Consider the following 16,007-nt stretch of genomic DNA (forward strand, 5'->3'; position numbering starts at 1 on the left):
AGGTCAGGTCCCGGACCGGGGCTGCTGGGTGGGGAACTTGTCCCGGATCAGACGTTAATCGTCGCGGTGATCCTGCGGTCCGTGATCGAGCGTCCGACCTGGATCTCGTACGAACCCTTCACATGCGACCACGAGCCGGTCGCTTCGTCCCAGATCTCGAAGGCGCGGCGCGGCAGTTCGACGGTGGCTTCGGCGCTCTCGCCGGGGGCGGCCTCGACGCTCACGAAGCCGGCCAGCCAGCGGGCCGGACGGGTGGGGTCGGGGTCGCCGGGGGCGAGGTAGACCTGGACGACCTCGCGGCCGGGGCGGTCGCCGGTGTTGCGGAGGCGGACCTTCGCGGTGGTCCCCTCGGCGCTCTCCTCCACCTCGACGGAGTCGTAGGTCCAGTCGGTGTAGCCGAGGCCGTGGCCGAAGGGGTATGCGGGGCTGCGGCCGTGCTTCTCCCAGGCCCGGTAGCCGATGAAGACGCCCTCGTCGTAGGGGAGTTCGCCGTTCTCCGGGACGACCCGGGTGACCGGGGCGTCGGTGAGGCCGCCCCAGGTGGTGGGCAGGCGGCCGCCGGGTTCGTGGGTGCCGGTGAGAACGTCCGCCAGGGCCGCGCCGCCCTCCTGGCCGGGGAACCACGACAGGAGTACGGCGGCGACGTCGTCGCGCCACGGCAGTTCCACCGGGGAGCCGGAGTTGACGACCACGACGGTGTTCGGGTTGGCGGCGGCGACAGCGCGGACCAGGTCGTCCTGGCGGCCGGGCAGGCGCAGGTCGGTGCGGTCGAAGCCCTCGGACTCGACGCGTTCGGTGGTGGCGACGACGACGACGGCCGTGTCGGCGGCCCGGGCTGCCGACACGGCCTCGGCGATGAGTTCGTCGGCGTCGCGCTGCGGGTCCTGGTGGGCGAGGGTGAAGCCGATGACCCGCATGGGGTGGTCGCCGAGCGGCGGGACCGTGTAGGTGAGGGACACCTCGACCGGTTCGCCCGCGGTGAGTTCGGGCCGGGCGTGGGGCACCGGGGCGCCGAAGAACGCCGCGAAGGGGTCACCGTCCCCGGCGGGGCGCTGGACGTCGTCGTAGTACGTGGTGTCCGCGACGGTCAGCCGGAACGGGCCGAGGCCCTTGATGCCGAAGGTGTGGGTGCCGGTCTCGCGCGGGGTGAAGGTGCCGGTCAGTTCGACGCTGTGCAGGGCGTCGTGGGTGACGCCGTCGGGGAGGTCGTCGCCCATCCACTGGATGTGGCCACTGGGGGCGGAGCGGCTGCCGAGGACGGTGCCCTGGCTGTCCCGGCAGACGGCGCGCAGTTCGAAGCCCTGGTCCGCGACGGGGAGTTCGGTGTTCGGGTCGGCGCCGAGGCCGTAGGTGAGGGTGCCGTCGGGGAGGGCGGCGGTGAGTCCGTCGAGCGGGGAGACGACCCGGGCCGGGAAGACGGTGGCGGAACCGCCGCCGAGGACACGGGCGTCGCGCGCGGCGGCGCCGATCAGCGCGACCCGGCCCGGCTTCAGCGGCAGCGCGCCGTTCTCGTTGCGGACGAGGACGAAGGAGCGGCGGGCGATCTCGCGGGCGAGGGCCTCGCCGTCGACGGCTGCGGGCAGGTCGGTGACGGCCGGTTCGGCGCCCCGGAGGACGCCGACCCGGGCGGCGAGGCGCAGGACGCGGCGGACGGCCTCGTCGACCAGGGCCTCGTCCGCCTCGCCGTCCCGCACGGCCCGGGCGAGGGCCTCGCCGTAGACGGTGCCGGGGCCGGGCATGGCGATGTCGAGGCCGCCGGTGAGGGCGCCGATGGTGGAGCGGGCGGCGGTCCAGTCGGAGACGTTGACCCCGTCGAAGCCCCATTCGCCGCGCAGGACCTCGTCGACCAAGTGGTGGTGCTCGGTCATGGTCGGGCCGTTGACGGAGTTGTAGGCGGTCATGATGCCCCAGGGGTGGGCGTTCTCGACGATCGCCTCGAAGGGGGCCAGGTACAGCTCGCGCAGGGCGCGTTCGCCGACGAGGTTGTTCACCGTGAGGCGGTCGGTCTCGGCGTCGTTGGCGACGAAGTGCTTGACGGTGGTGCCGACGCCGCCGGACTGGACGCCGCGGACGTACGCGGTGCCGATCCGCCCGGTGAGGTACGGATCCTCGCTGTAGGCCTCGAAGTGGCGGCCGCCGAGCGGGGAGCGGTGCAGGTTGACGGTGGGCGCGAGCAGGAGGTGGACGCCCTTGCGGCGGGCCTCCTGGGCCAGCAGCACCCCGGCCCCGTGGGCCAGTTCGGGGTCCCAGGTGGCGGCGAGGGCGGTCGGGGAGGGCAGGGCGACGGACGGGTCGTCGGCGCTCCAGTGCACGCCCCGGACGCCGATCGGGCCGTCGGACATGACCAGCGAGGCCAGCCCGGCCTCCGGGATCGCGGGCAGGCTCCACATGTCCTGGCCGGCCAGCAGCCGCGTCTTGGCGTCCAGGTCGAGTGCGCCGAGGGCGGCCTCGACGACGACCTCACGGGCCGCATCCTGCATTGTCTGTACCGTCTCCGCCACGTCGGCCTCCTCGTCGAAGTCGATGTACGTCATCATCCTGCCTCGGCAGCATGCGAAGGACTCGCGACCGCGACCAGTCTTTGACTCACCCAGCAGGGGCTGCCGCACCACTTCCCGACGAAGGAGGCGCTGCGAAGAGCACCGACCAGCGGGCCGGTACGGCGGCGACGGCCTCCACCTCGACGAAGGCCTCCGGGCGGAAGAGCCGGGCGGCCTCGAAGGTCATGCTGGTCGGCGGGGTCCCGGTGAGGAACTCCCGTCGTACGGCGCCGTATTCGTCCAGCTTGGAGATATCGGTCAGGTAGGTGCGGATGTTGACGACGTCGGCCAGTCCGGCGCCGTGGGCCTTCAGCAGCGCGGCGAGGGTCTCGAACACGCCCCGGGTCTGCTCGGCGAGCGTGGCACCCTCGGCGATCTGGCCGGAGACGAACAACAGGGCGCTGCCGTCGGGGTGTTCGATGCGGGCGACCTGGGAGTAGTAGGGGCTCAGGGGCTGGGGCGCGGAGGCGGGGCTGTCCAGGCTGATCTGCATGCCGCCGACGCTAGGCGCGACCCTGTGTTGCGACAAGCGAATGTCTAGCATGGCTGCCATGCCGAACACGCATGAGACTCCGCTGCCGCACACGCGTGAGACCGGGCCCGAGCTCTCCACCGTCTGGTTGCGGGTCTTCCTGGAGGTCGCCCGGCACGGCTCGTTCACGGTGGCGGCGCGGACGCTCGGCTGGACGCAGTCCGCGGTGTCCCGGCAGGTCGCCTCGCTGGAGGCCGCGCTGGACGGCGGCCCGCTCTTCGACCGGCTGCCGCGCGGGGTGGCCCTGACGGAGGCGGGGCGGCTGCTGGTGCCGTACGCGGAGACGGTCACCGGCGCGCTGCACGACGCCCGTCGTGAACTCGGTGCCCTGCGGGAGGCGGCCGGCGGGCGGCTCAGGTTCGGCGCCTTCGCCACCGCCGACGCGGCCCTCGTGCCGCACGCCCTCGCCCTGTTCCGTGCCCGCCACCCCCGGGTCCGGGTCGTCCGCGAGGAGGGTTTCACGCCCGCGCTGCTCGACCGGCTGACGGCCGGTCACCTGGACCTCGCGGTCGTCTCGACGACGGGCCGCGCGCCGCTGGAGTCGTACGAGCTCCACCACCTCCTCGACGAGCCGCTGTACGTCGCCGTGCCCGCCGGCCATCCCCTCGCCGGACACGAAGGCCCGGTGCCGCTCGGCCGGTTCGCGGACGCCGACTGGATCTCCGGCAGCCCGCGGCCCGAGGGCACCCTCCTGGACGCGGCCCTGCGTCAGGGCTTCAGCCCGCGGGTCGCCCATGTCGTCGGCGAGTGGACCGCCAAGCAGGGCTACGTCGCCGCCGGGCTCGGCGTGACCCTCGTACCGGCGCTCGCGGCCGCGTCCGTACGCCCGGACATCGCACTGCTGCGGGTCGACGACACCGCCCCGGCCCGGGCGGTGTACGCGGCGACCCCGCGCGGCCGGTCCCTGACCCCCGCGGCCTCGGCGTTCCTGGACGCGGTGCGGGAGGCGACGGCGACGATCCCCACCTGAACCCCGCCCATGGCGTGGACCACACCCGTCACGCGATACTTCGGCCGTCCGGCACCGACCCCCCACCGCGACGGAAGGCCTGAACACCCTTGAACTCCCTACGCGTTCGCCTCGGCGTCCTCGGCCTCGCCCTGCTGACCGGCTTCACCACCCCGACGGCGGCGAGCGCCGCCCAGGCGGCCCCCTCCCCCACCGTCGAGGAGCAGCGGCTCGGCGGAGCCGCCCCCCAGGAGATCCTGCGCCGCTCCGGGTTCGACGCCGCGGCCCCGCGGCTGGCCCGGGCGCTGGAGGGGGCTCGCTCCTACGGGGAGGCGCGCCGGGCGGTCACGCGTGAGGGCGCGCGGTTGTGGCAGCGTGCGGTCGACCGGGCGCAGGGGCGCGGACCGGCAGGCGGGGACTTGAGCCGGGACGACGACCGGCCGCTGTACTGGGCGCGGCTCGGCATGACGCGTGACGTGCGCACCTGGGAGCCGGAGTTCGGCCTGACGGACGGGCAGCGGGCCGCGCTGCTGGACGAGCTGGAGCGCACCTCGCGCGGCCAGGACGCCATCCGGTATCCGCACGGCAAGGGCCTGAAGCGGATCCTGCTCACCGGCTTCGACCCGTTCACCCTGGACCGGGACATCCGCATCTCCAACCCCTCCGGCGCCACCGCCCTGGCCCTCGACGGCACGGTGATCGAGACGGCGGACGGCCCGGCCCGGGTCGAGACGGCCGTGTTCCCGGTGCGCTGGCGGGACTTCACGGACGGCACGGTGGAGCGGACCCTGCGGCCGCACCTGCCGAAGGTCGACCTGTTCACGACGGTGAGCCAGGGCCGGGTCGGGCGGTTCGACATCGAGCGGACCAACGGGGCCTGGCGGGGCGGCTTCGGGGACAACGAGAACATCGGCCGCACCGAGACCGTGCCGGTGAGCGACCCGGCCTCGCAGCCGCAGTGGACGACGACCACGCTGCCGTACGCGGCGATCACCGCCGCGCGGACCGGCCGTTTCCCGGTGTACGACAACACGAGCGTCACCGAGATCCCGGCCGGCGGCACCGAGTCCGTCGTGCGCCCGGACGGGCCGACGCCCGGCTCGACCGCCCGCGCGGGCGGGGGCGGGGACTACCTGTCCAACGAGATCGCCTACCGGGCGACGCTGCTGCGGGACCGGCTGGGACTGCACGGCACGCTGCCGGGCGGGCATGTGCACACGCCCGTGCTGCAGTTCGCCGCCGGGAACACCACCGAGGTCACCGACCCGGAGTTCGTGCGGAACCGGCTGGACATCATCGCCCAGGTGCGGGCGATCCTGAAGGTGGCTGCGGAAACGTCGTAGCGGCCCGGTCGCCCTCCTCGCCGCCCTCGTCGATCTCCTCACCCAGCAGGTCACGCGCCATGAGGGTGGCGCCCGCGACCGCGCCCGGCATCAGGAACACCGCGACGAACGGCACCAGGAAGGCCACGGCGAGCGGTGTGCCGAAGCCCCAGACGAGGGTCTTGCGGGAGCGCAGCAGGGTGAGGCGGGTGCGCAGTTCGACGCTGCGGCGCTGGAGGGCGACGGCGGTCAGTTCCTCGGTGAGGAAGAACCCGGTGACGAAGAACCCGATCACCGGGACGACCGTCTGCCCGACCACCGGGATGAAGCCGCACCCGAACAGCAGCACACCCCACAGGGCGGCCCGCACCACGATCCGCAGGCTGTCCCGGGCGGAGATCCACAGCTCGCGCCAGAGCGGCAGCCCCGACTCGGGGGCGTGCCCGTCCGGGGACACGTCCCGGTCGACCTTCTCGGAGAGGTTCTCGTAGAAGGGCTGCCCGATCAGCAAGGTCACGGCGGTGAAGGTCACGACGGACAGGAGCAGGCCGAGGGCGAACAGCACGGCGGTCAGGAAGCCGCGGAAGAGCCCGCGCCACGGGCTGGTCCAGTCGTCCGCGAAGGGTGTCGCCCAGCCCACGAGGTCCTCGCCCCACAGCGCCAGCGCGACGAGCGCCGCCGCGTACAGGACGAGGGTGATCAGGCCCGGGAGCAGCCCGAAGCCGTACTGCCTGCCGTGCCGGGCCACCCATCGCTGGCCCTTCAGGAGGTACCGGAAACCCGCCCCTAGATCGCGCATGGGGAAACCCTATCCGGGCAGGCCCGGACAGCTCCCGACAGGGCCGTCCGGGGCTCCGGTGACACCAAGGCGTCCTTGTTGCCGTTGAGTCGAAGCGGTACACCTCGCCGTACCGATCTCAGGAAGCCCCGGAGGAGGCACGCGTGCGCACCACGAGAAGCGTTCCCGCGAGACCTGTACTGATCACCGTCCTGGCCCTGGCCACGGCGGGTTCACTCCTGCTCACCCCGGGCGCCGCGGGCGCGGACCCGAAGCCCGTCACCCGTGAGGGCTCCGCCGTGGACGACCGCGCGGCACGGGCGCCCGCGAGCGCGACGCGACGCGCGTTGACCGAGGACGTCCCCACCGGCACCGCCACCCGCGCCTACCCCCGCCGCCTGGTCCTCTCCCCCGATCCGGAGAACCCCGGCGACACGTCCCTGAAGCTGGGCCTCACGCCGTACCACGCGATCGCGCCGAAGCTGAACGCGTTACAGCGTCTTGGCGACCGGGTGAGCGTGGAGGTGACGGGCCGCTCGGCCGGCGGCCACCGCCTCTACCTCGTCACCGTCACCGCCCCGGAGACCACGCGGCAGTCCCGCGCCCAGGAACGGATGCGCGAACTGATCCGGGACGCCCCCGCCGCGGCGGCCAAGTCCCGTGAGATCAAGCGCGACTACAAGACACCGGTCTTCGTCAACAGCAACATCCACGGCAACGAGTGGGAGGGCACGGACGCCTCCCTGAAGACCATCGAGCGGCTCGCGACGGCGAAGGACGCGAAGACCAGGGATCTCCTCGCGCACAGCCGCCTGTACTTCAACATCACGGCCAACCCGGACGGCCGGATCGCCGGGACCCGCGCCAACGCGAACGGTTTTGATCTGAACCGGGACTTCGTCACCGCCTCCCAGCCCGAGACGCGGGCGATGCGGCGGATCGAACTCGGCACGCAGCCGGCCGTCCTGCTCGACCTGCACGGCTACGTCAACGGCACCCTCATCGAGCCCACCACTCCCCCGCACGGCGAGAACTACGAGTACGACCTCTTCCTGAAGAACACCTACGCCAACGCCCTCGGCATGGAGTCCGCGGTCAACGCTCTCGGCTACACGCCGGCGAAGGACGGTGTGGAGGCGGCCCAGATCCCGTTCCGCGACCAGGAGGAGGGCTGGGACGACTGGCCGCCGATCTTCACCCCGCAGTACGCGGCCTTCCACGGCACGGTGGCCGCCCACACGGTGGAGATCCCGCTCGCGGTGAACAACGAGGAGTACGACGAGCTGCCCGTCCCGGAGCTGCGCCGCCGCTCGGCGATCAACACGGCCGTGGCGGGCGCGGCGATCGGCGCGACCCTGGCCCATGTCCGCGAGCACCGCGGCACCCTGATCACCGACCAGATCGAGGTCTTCCGCCGCGGCGCGACGGGCGCCGCGCAGGTGCCGGTGTCGGCACAGACGGTTCCCGGCGTCCCGGGCATCGGCCCGGAGGACGTCTACACGACCAGGTTCCCGCGCGCCTACGTCATCCCGCCCGGCGACGCCCGCAGCCGGCGCTCGGGGCCCGCCGCCGCCCGTCTGGTCGACCACCTCATCGCCAACGACGTCCGCGTCACCCGCGCCACCCGCCCCTTCCGGCTCGCCGGACGGACCTACCCCGGGGGCTCGTACGTCGTCGACATGCACCAGCCCAAGCGCGGCATGGCGAACGTGCTGCTGGCCGACGGCCGGGACATCAGCGGCAAGGTCTCGGTGATGTACGACATCTCCGGCTGGAGCCTGGGCCGTCTGTGGGGCGCCACGGTCGAGCGGGTGCCGTCGGGCAGCCTGCGGGGCGCACCCCTGCGCGCGATCGGCGAGGCGACACCGGTCGCCCACGTGCCCGCGCACGGCGATCTGCGGCTGGGCCTGACCGACCCGCGCGAGATCGCCGCCCTCAACTCCCTGCTCCGGCAGGGCGTCCCGGTCCGGCGGGCGGACGACGGCAGCGTCGTCGTCCCGGCGTCGGCCCGCCGCGCGGCGCGCACGGCTGCCCGCGACCACGACGTCTCCTTCACGGCCACGCGGCAGGCCGGCACGACACCGCTGCACCGCCTCCGGGTCGCCGCCGCCGTCACACCGGGTGAGCTGTTCGCCCTGCGGGAGATGGACTTCGACGTCACACCGATCTCGACGGCCGTCCTGAACGCGGGCTTCGACTGGTCCGGCACGGACGTGCTGTTCGTGTCCGCCGGCCTGGAGCACGCGGACCTGACCGCCCCCGCCCGCCAGGCCCTGGACACCTTCCTGGACGGGCACGGCCTGGTCGGCCGGGGCGCGACGGGGGCGGCTCTGAACGCGGCGGCGGGCCGGCTGGCCGTCAAGCCGGTGGAGGGCAACGCGGATGCGAACGGCGTGGTGAAGGTGACCAACACCGGCGGCATCACGCGCGACGCACCGGACCACGGCTTCGTCTACGCCCCGCTCTGGTTCACCGACCCGGGCCCCGGCGTCCGCGTGGAGCAGTCGTACGCGACCGGGAACCCGCTGGTCTCCGGGCACTGGCGGCCGCTGCCCGGCGGCACCGGCGGTCCCGCGGCGGCCGCCGGGCAGGCCTCGGTCGTCAGCGGGGGCAACACCGTCCTCTTCGGCACCGAACCACTCTTCCGGGACCACCCCAAGGGGGAATTCCCGCAGGTGGCAAGGGCATTGTTCACAGTGGCACACAGCGCTTCAGTCAAGGAGAGCGGATGACGCAGGAGATCCACGGCACCGTGGCGGACGGCTTCGAGGCGGTGCGCGAGGAGTTCACCGCGTTCGTCGCCGGGGAGCGAGCCGACTACGAGGGGCAGCTGTGCGCCTACGTCCACGGCCGGAAGGTCGTCGACCTGTGGGCGGGGACCGACGCGGACGCCCTCTACGGTGTGTTCTCGTCCACCAAGGGCGCCGCCTACCTGGTCGTGGCTCTGCTCGTCCAGGACGGCACGCTCGAACTGGACCGCAAGGTGACGTACTACTGGCCGGAGTTCGCGGCCGAGGGCAAGGGCGCCCTGACCCTGCGGGATCTGCTGGCACACCGGGCGGGCGTGGTCGGCACGGACACCGGCTTCTCGCTCGCGGAGCTGGCCGACGACCGCCAGCTCGCCGAGCGGCTCGCCGACCAGCGGCCGTTCTGGCGCCCGGGCACGGCCTTCGGCTATCACGCGCTGGTCGCCGGCGCCCTGGTCGGCGAGGTCGTACGCCGCGCGACGGGCCGCACGCTGCAGGAGGTCTACCAGGAGCGGATCAGGACTCCGTACGGACTGGACTTCCACCTGGGGCTGCCCGCGCCCGGGGAACCACGCTTCCGCACCACTCAGCCGATGGATCCGACGCCCGAGCAGCAGGCCGTCCTCGACGCCGCACCCACGGGTCCGCACGCGCTGGCCTCGATCGCGTTCAACCGCCACGCGGCGGAGGCGACCGACCTCGTCTCCCTCCCGAACATGCCGCTGATCCGCGCCAAAGGACCGGCGTCGGTGGGCGGGGTGGCGTCCGCGCGGGGCCTGGCGGGGATGTACGCGGCGGCGATCAGCCAGGTGGGCGAGCAGCCGGCGCTGCTGAAGCCGGACACGGTGGCGGAGTTCGGCCAGTTCCACTCGGCCGGCTACGACCTGGTGGCCCGGGCCCACAAGTCGTTCGGCCTCGGCTTCCAGATGACGGCTGACACATGGCACCCGTTCCTCGGTGCCGGGACGATCGGGCACAGCGGCGCGGGCGGCTCCCAGGCCTTCGCGGACCCGTGGAGCGGCCTCGCCTACGGCTACACGCGCCGCCGGTTCGCCTTCCCGGGCGGGGCGGCCCCGGAGAACGACCGGCTGGCGCGGGCGGCGCACACGGCGGCGCTCGCCCTCTGAGGCCGGGCAGCGGCGGCGCTCGCCCTCTGAGGCCGGGCAGCGGCGGCGCTCGCCCTCTGAGGCCGGGCACGGGCGGAGAGGCCGGAGCAGGAGCGGAGAGGCCGGAGCAAGGGCGGAGGCCGCACCCCACGTCCAAGGGTGCGGCCTCCGCGTACGCAACGACCGAGGTCAGACCAGCGTCACGGTGATGTTGCCGCGGGTCGCCTTCGAGTACGGGCAGACCTCGTGCGCCTTCTCGATCAGCGACCGCGCGGTGCCCCGGTCGGCCTTGGGAATGTCGGCCGAGATCTCGACGATGATCCCGAAGCCGTCCCCGTTCTTGCCGAGGCCGACCTTCGCGGTCACGGTCGAACCGGTGAGGTCGGCCCCCTCCTGACGGGCGACGACACCGAGAGCGCCCTGGAAGCAGGCGCTGTACCCGGCGGCGAAGAGCTGCTCCGGGTTGGTGCCGGCGCCGCTCCCGCCCATTGCCTTCGGCGGGTTGACGACGACGTCGAGCGTGCCGTCGTCGGTGGCGACCCGGCCGTCGCGCCCGTTCTCTGCGGTGGCGACGGCGGTGTACAGGACGTCGGACTGCTGGATCGGCATGCGGTTGTGTTCCTTAGGTCGTCCGCCGCGGCTCGCGCCCGGGCCGGGACGGATTCGGAAACAAGTTACCGCATGCCGGAATCCGCAAGGAAGGTGTCAGAGCTTGACGATCATCTTCCCGGTGTTGTCGCCGCGCAGCACACCCAGGAACGCCTCCAGGTTGTTCTCGATGCCCTCGACGACGGTCTCCCGGTACTTCAGCTCACCGGAGGCGACCCACGGGGCGACCTCCCGCACGAACTGCGGCTGCAGGTCGTAGTGGTCGCTGACCAGGAAGCCCTCGATACGGCCGCGGGTCGCGATCAGGCGGGCGAGGTTCTTCGGGCCCGGGGCGGGCTCGGTGTTGTTGTAGACGGAGATCATGCCGCAGACGGCGATCCGGCCGCCCTCGTTGAGGGAGCCGATGGCCGCCTCCAGGTGGTCACCGCCGACGTTGTCGAAGTAGACGTCGATGCCGTCGGGGGCGGCGGCGCGCAGCTGCTCGGCGACGGACCCGTCCTTGTAGTTGAAGGCGGCGTCGAAGCCGTACTCCTCCGTGAGGAGCTTCACCTTCTCGTCCGACCCGGCGGAGCCTATGACGCGCGAGGCGCCCTTGAGCCGGGCGATCTGACCGACCTGGCCGCCCACGGCGCCGGCGGCGCCGGACACGAAGACGGTGTCGCCCTCCTTGAAGGCGGCGGTGCGCAGCAGACCCGCGTAGGCGGTGAGGCCGGTCATGCCCAGCACACCGAGGTACGTCGACAGCGGCGCGGCGTCCGGGTCCACCTTGACGGCGTTCTTCGCGCCGACGACCGCGTACTCGCGCCATCCGAAGAAGTGCAGTACGTGGTCCCCGACGGACAGCCCCTCGGCGTTCGAGGCCACGACCTCGCCGACGGCGCCGCCCTGCATGACCTTGCCGAGCTCGAAGGGGGCGACGTAGGACTTGGCGTCGCTCATGCGGCCACGCATGTACGGGTCCACGGAGAGGTACTTGTTCCGGACGAGGACCTGCCCCTCACCCGGCTGCGGGACCTCCGCCTCGACGAAGGCGAAGTCCTCGGGCTTCGGCCAGCCGACGGGACGGCTCGCCAGGTGCCACTCGCGACTGACGACGGGGAGGGTGGGGGTGTCGGTCATGATGCGCCTTACCTCACTGGCTCGATGCGGATGTTTCAGTACCTGAAACAACCATGCTCCTGAAAATTTCATGTTGTCAAATAACCGGGTACCCTCGATGGCATGGCCTCCACCACACCGACGCCCCCCGAGATGACCAACCGCCCGGATCCGCTGACGCTCGAGGTCGTCGAGCTGATCGGGGAGGTCGTGGCGCGGTTCCACGAGGACTACGAGTCGGGGGCGGCGGAACACGCCCTGACCGGCGCGCAGGCGCGGCTGCTCAGCCTGCTGTGCCTCGAACCGCTGCCGATGCGCAGGCTGGCCCAGCAGCTGAAGTGCGAGCCGTCCAACGTGACGGGGATCGTGGACCGGCTGGAGGCGCGGGGGCTGGTCGAGCGCCGGCCGGACCCCGCCGACCGCCGGGTGAAGGTGGCGGCGGCCACGGAGGAGGGACGCCGGGTGGCCCGGAGCCTGCGGGAGTCACTCCGGTTCGCCCGCGAGCCCCTGGCGGGGCTCTCCGAGGGAGAACGGGTGGCACTGCGGGACACGCTGCGGCGGATGCTGGGCTGAGGAGGGGCGCGAAGCGCCGTGGCGCGCGCCGGCGGGCGGTGATGCCCGGGGAGCGGTGACGTCCGGGGGCGGTGATGCCCGGGGAGCGGTGGCTCACGACCGCGCGGGGAGCTGCGCGGCGGGCGCACCCCTGAACGGCGGGCCAGTCACCGGCGATGCGCGCTCGGACCTCCGACACACGTCGGAGCAGGCCCCGCCCGGAGACGCCCGACTCGCCCGCTCCGGGTGCCGCGAACTCGACGTTGCGCAGAAGGACTTCCAGGATTTCCAGGGGCAGGAAGCAGCGGTTCCGCTCCTGCGACGGATGCCGGCGAAGTCGGCCGAGTCGGCGCTAAGCGCACCACCACAGGAACCGCTTGCACGGTTCGGACTCGGACGGTTCCGGTTCCGGCGCCTGCGTGGTCGGGCCCGAGGTCGGGGCCGGCTCCGGAGCGGGCGGGGCGGCCGTGGGATCGGACGCCGGGCGGCTGGGTGCGCCTGCCGCCGTCGCCGACTCGGGGTCCTTCGTCGGTTCGTCGCCCTTCGGGGACTCCGACTTCTCGCTCTTCGGGGATTCGGAAGCGGACGGCCCATCGGACGCCTCGGGCGAGGCGGATGCCGACGCGCCGTCGGCCCCGGCCGCCTTTCCGTCCGGGCCACGGCCCGTCTCCCCCGCCTCCCCCGAGGCGTCCCCGTCCGCCGACTCGCCCCCGGCCGCGGCCGACTTCGGCGTCGAGTCGGGGGCGTCCATGCCGAGCTCCGCGAGGCTCAGGCCACCGGCCGCCAGCACGAACCCGGCCGCCACGAACAGGGTCCGGCGTCGCCGTCGGCGGTGTGCCGCGGCCTTGCGATCCCGCCGGCTCGACCCGCCCGGGCCGTCGGCGACCGGACCGTGCCCGCGCCCGCGCCCACGCCGCCGGGCGGCGCGCCCGAGGTGCTCGCCGTCGCCATCAGCGTGGCTGTCGCCCTCAGCGTCGTCGTGGCCGTGGTCGTCGCTGTCGTCATCGGCATGGGGGCCGGCGTAGGTGTCGTCGTACCCGTCGTGCTCGTCGTACCCGTCGTGCTCGTCGCGTCCGCCGCACCCGTCGCGCCCGTAGTCGGAGGCGCCTGGCGTATCCGGCCCCTGCGGCCCGTCCGCCCCTGTCGGCCGTCCCGGCACTACGCCGGGGTGCCCTGCCGCGGTGGCGCCGTACCCGCCGTACTCCTGCCCGCGCCTGCGCAGCGTTTCGGCCGAGGTGCCGCACCCAGGGCAGGCAAGGGCGCCGTTGAGGTGCCGTCGGCACGGGTCGCAGTAGTCCATGACGCGGGAAGATTAAGTTCCGCGCAGGTCACGTTCCTAGAGCCAGCCGTGAAGGTTCTGTAGGGACCCGGCCCACCCATGGTTTCGAAACTGTCGAAACCGTTATGCGCGCGACCCATTGACACCCCCGCCGCCCGATCCTTACTGTCACGCCAGCATTTCGAACGTGTGCCGAAATCTCGAACAGACCGAGTCGCCGGAACACGAGCGGGACGCTGACGGAACACACTGACGGAACTGAGCCGACGAAGCTGCGAGGGACAACCGCCGTGCGCATCACCGGAATCAGCACACACGTGGTCGGGACGCCTTGGCGCAACCTGACGTACGTCCAGGTGCACACCGACGAGGGGATCACCGGAGTCGGCGAGACCCGGATGCTGGGACACACCGACGCCCTTCTCGGATACCTGAGGGAGGCCGAGACCAATCACATTCTCGGGTCCGACCCCTTCGCTGTCGAGGACCTCGTCAAGCGCATGAAGTACGGCGACTACGGCCGCGCGGGCGAGATCGTCATGTCCGGTATCGCCGTGATCGAGATGGCCTGCTGGGACATCAAGGGCAAGGCCCTGGGCGTCCCCGTCTGGCAGCTGCTGGGCGGCAAGGTCACCGACAAGGTCAAGGCGTACGCCAACGGCTGGTACACCACCGAGCGAACCCCGGAGGCCTACCACAAGGCCGCCCAGGGCGTGATGGAGCGCGGTTACCGGGCGCTCAAGATCGACCCGTTCGGCACCGGCCACTTCGAGCTGGACCACCAGCAGACCCTGTACGCCGTCTCCCTGATCGAGGCGGTGCGCGACGCCATCGGCCCCGAGGCCGAGCTGATGCTGGAGATGCATGGCCGCTTCTCCCCGGCCACGGCCGTGCGCCTGGCCAAGGAGCTGGCCCCGTTCAAGCCGGCGTGGCTGGAGGAGCCGGTCCCGCCGGAGAACCTCAAGGCGCTGGAGAAGGTCGCCGCCAAGGTCGACATGCCGGTCGCCACCGGTGAGCGCATCCACGACCGGATCGAGTTCCGGGAGCTGTTCGAGAGCCAGGCCGTCGACATCATCCAGCCGGACGTCGGCCACATCGGTGGAATCTGGGAGACCAGGAAGCTCGCGGCGACCGCCGAGACCCACTACATGCTGGTGGCTCCGCACAACGTGGGCGGTTCGGTCCTGACCGCCGCGTCCCTCCAGGTCGGCTTCACCTCGCCGAACTTCAAGATCCTTGAGCACTTCAACGACTTCGCCGACGCGGAGATCAAGAAGGTGGTCAAGGGCGCCCCGCAGGTGAACCCGGAGGACGGCTGCTTCCACCTCTCCGACGCCCCGGGCCTCGGTGTGGAGCTGGACGTCGACGCCGCCGCCGAGTTCCCCCAGCAGCAGGCCCGTTTCGACCTCTGGGCGGAGGGCTGGGAACAGCGCAAGCCGAAGGGCGCGCAGTGAGCACCGCGGTCGTCATCGACGCCCCGGGCGAGCACCGTCTCGTCCCGCACGAGCCCCGGCGGCCCGAGGCCGGCGAGGCGCTGGTCCGGGTGCACGCCTCCGGGATCTGCGGCAGCGACCGCGAGGTCTACCAGGGCAACCGCCCCGAGGGCTATGTGCGCTACCCGCTGACCCCGGGCCACGAGTGGTCCGGGACGGTTCAGGCCGTGGGCCCCGGTGTCCCGGAGTCCCTCGTCGGCCGCAAGGTCGTCGGTGAGGGTTTTCGAAACTGTCAGGTCTGCGATCGCTGCCACGCGGGCGACACGACGCTGTGCACGGCGGGTTACGAGGAGACCGGGTTCACCCAGCCGGGCGCGATGGCGGCCACGCTGACCCTCCCGGCCCGTCTCCTGCACGCCCTCCCGGACGACTGCGACCTCACGGCCGCGGCACTCCTGGAGCCCGCCGCGTGCATCGCGGCGGCCGCGCTGAAGGGCAACGCACAGCCCGGTGAGCGTGTCGCCGTGGTCGGCACCGGCACCCTCGGCATGTTCGCCGTGCAGTTCCTGAAGGCGAACTCGCCGTCCGAGCTGCTGGTCGTCGGCACCCGCCGGGACCGCGAGGCGCTTTCGCGGCAGTACGGCGCGACGGACTTCCGGACGAAGGACCAGGAACTCCCGGACGACTTCGACGTGGTGATCGAGACGGCCGGGTCCGCGGACGCCGCCCGGATCTCGGCCGGCCTGCTCAGGCGGGGCGGCCGGCTGGTCCTGACCGGGATCCCGGCACCGGACGCCGACGGTCTCGACCCGACCGACCTCGTCGTACGGCAGCTGGAGGTGCACACCGTCTTCGGTGCGCCGCCGGATGCCTGGGCGCACACGGTGCGGGTGTTCGCCGCCGGTCTGCTCGATCCGCTGCCGCTGGTGACGCACGAGCTGCCGCTCACCGAGTTCTCGCAGGCCATCGAGCTGGTCGGAGCCGGTGACCCGAAGGTGGGCAAGGTCCTGCTCCGCCCCTAGACGTACGCCGGTACGGGGGCAACCTGACGGCTCCCGTACC

The 16,007-nt window shown here is 72.6% G+C and carries 13 protein-coding genes; 7 read left to right on the forward strand and 6 right to left on the reverse strand.

Going from position 1 to position 16,007, the window contains the following annotated elements; all coding sequences use genetic code 11:
• Positions 1–47 precede the first annotated feature (47 nt).
• Both QOL88_RS11885 and QOL88_RS11890 read right to left on the reverse strand, forming a co-directional pair.
• On the reverse strand, positions 48–2,534 hold the full coding sequence (locus QOL88_RS11885) for a beta-glucosidase (protein ID WP_373559277.1): 2,487 nt from the start codon (positions 2,532–2,534) through the stop codon (positions 48–50).
• A 52-nt stretch (positions 2,535–2,586) separates the two neighbouring features.
• Positions 2,587–3,033, reverse strand: a complete 447-nt coding sequence (locus QOL88_RS11890) for a RidA family protein (RefSeq protein WP_097216407.1) — start codon at positions 3,031–3,033, stop codon at positions 2,587–2,589.
• Positions 3,034–3,091: 58 nt separating this feature from the next.
• Between QOL88_RS11890 and QOL88_RS11895 the strand changes: the two genes are divergently transcribed.
• Positions 3,092–4,042, forward strand: a complete 951-nt coding sequence (locus tag QOL88_RS11895; protein ID WP_257027721.1) for a LysR family transcriptional regulator — start codon at positions 3,092–3,094, stop codon at positions 4,040–4,042.
• Positions 4,043–4,131: 89 nt separating this feature from the next.
• Positions 4,132–5,364, forward strand: a complete 1,233-nt coding sequence (locus QOL88_RS11900; RefSeq protein WP_097216409.1) for a pyroglutamyl-peptidase I — start codon at positions 4,132–4,134, stop codon at positions 5,362–5,364.
• On the opposite strand, the gene QOL88_RS11905 is transcribed toward QOL88_RS11900, so the two are convergent.
• Entirely contained in the window at positions 5,315–6,142 is an 828-nt protein-coding gene (locus tag QOL88_RS11905; RefSeq protein WP_097216410.1) for an EI24 domain-containing protein, read from the reverse strand. The two genes, QOL88_RS11900 and QOL88_RS11905, sit on opposite strands and share 50 nt — an antisense overlap.
• A gap of 143 nt (positions 6,143–6,285) precedes the next feature.
• Between QOL88_RS11905 and QOL88_RS11910 the strand changes: the two genes are divergently transcribed.
• Entirely contained in the window at positions 6,286–8,853 is a 2,568-nt protein-coding gene (locus QOL88_RS11910; protein WP_097216411.1) for a M14 family zinc carboxypeptidase, read from the forward strand.
• Positions 8,850–9,995 carry a serine hydrolase domain-containing protein gene (locus QOL88_RS11915; RefSeq protein WP_097216412.1) on the forward strand — a complete coding sequence of 382 codons (1,146 nt, stop codon included), beginning with the start codon at positions 8,850–8,852 and terminating at the stop codon, positions 9,993–9,995. The genes QOL88_RS11910 and QOL88_RS11915 overlap by 4 nt, the downstream gene beginning before the upstream one ends.
• Before the next feature lie 168 nt (positions 9,996–10,163).
• Here QOL88_RS11915 and QOL88_RS11920 read toward each other — a convergent pair whose 3' ends face one another.
• A complete protein-coding gene (locus QOL88_RS11920) occupies positions 10,164–10,583 on the reverse strand; it encodes an organic hydroperoxide resistance protein (protein ID WP_097216413.1) in 420 nt (139 codons plus the stop codon).
• 96 nt (positions 10,584–10,679) lie between these two features.
• Positions 10,680–11,702, reverse strand: coding sequence for an NADP-dependent oxidoreductase (locus tag QOL88_RS11925; protein WP_097216414.1), 1,023 nt, complete (start codon positions 11,700–11,702; stop codon positions 10,680–10,682).
• A 102-nt stretch (positions 11,703–11,804) separates the two neighbouring features.
• On the opposite strand from QOL88_RS11925, the gene QOL88_RS11930 reads away from it, so the two are divergent.
• Entirely contained in the window at positions 11,805–12,254 is a 450-nt protein-coding gene (locus QOL88_RS11930) for a MarR family winged helix-turn-helix transcriptional regulator (protein WP_097216415.1), read from the forward strand.
• Positions 12,255–12,585: 331 nt separating this feature from the next.
• Here the strand turns inward: QOL88_RS11930 and QOL88_RS11935 are convergent, their stop codons facing one another.
• Positions 12,586–13,533, reverse strand: coding sequence for an SCO2400 family protein (locus QOL88_RS11935; protein WP_179878838.1), 948 nt, complete (start codon positions 13,531–13,533; stop codon positions 12,586–12,588).
• Between the two features lie 269 nt (positions 13,534–13,802).
• On the opposite strand from QOL88_RS11935, the gene QOL88_RS11940 reads away from it, so the two are divergent.
• Both QOL88_RS11940 and QOL88_RS11945 read left to right on the forward strand, forming a co-directional pair.
• A complete protein-coding gene (locus QOL88_RS11940) occupies positions 13,803–14,966 on the forward strand; it encodes a mandelate racemase/muconate lactonizing enzyme family protein (protein ID WP_097216418.1) in 1,164 nt (387 codons plus the stop codon).
• The gene (locus QOL88_RS11945; RefSeq protein WP_097216419.1) at positions 14,963–15,967 is read left to right on the forward strand and encodes a zinc-dependent alcohol dehydrogenase; all 1,005 of its coding nucleotides are present in this window, start codon (positions 14,963–14,965) and stop codon (positions 15,965–15,967) included. The genes QOL88_RS11940 and QOL88_RS11945 overlap by 4 nt, the downstream gene beginning before the upstream one ends.
• Positions 15,968–16,007: the final 40 nt, after the last annotated feature.

Source organism: Streptomyces sp. Ag82_O1-12, assembly GCF_900182715.1.
Lineage (GTDB): Bacteria > Actinomycetota > Actinomycetes > Streptomycetales > Streptomycetaceae > Streptomyces > Streptomyces massasporeus.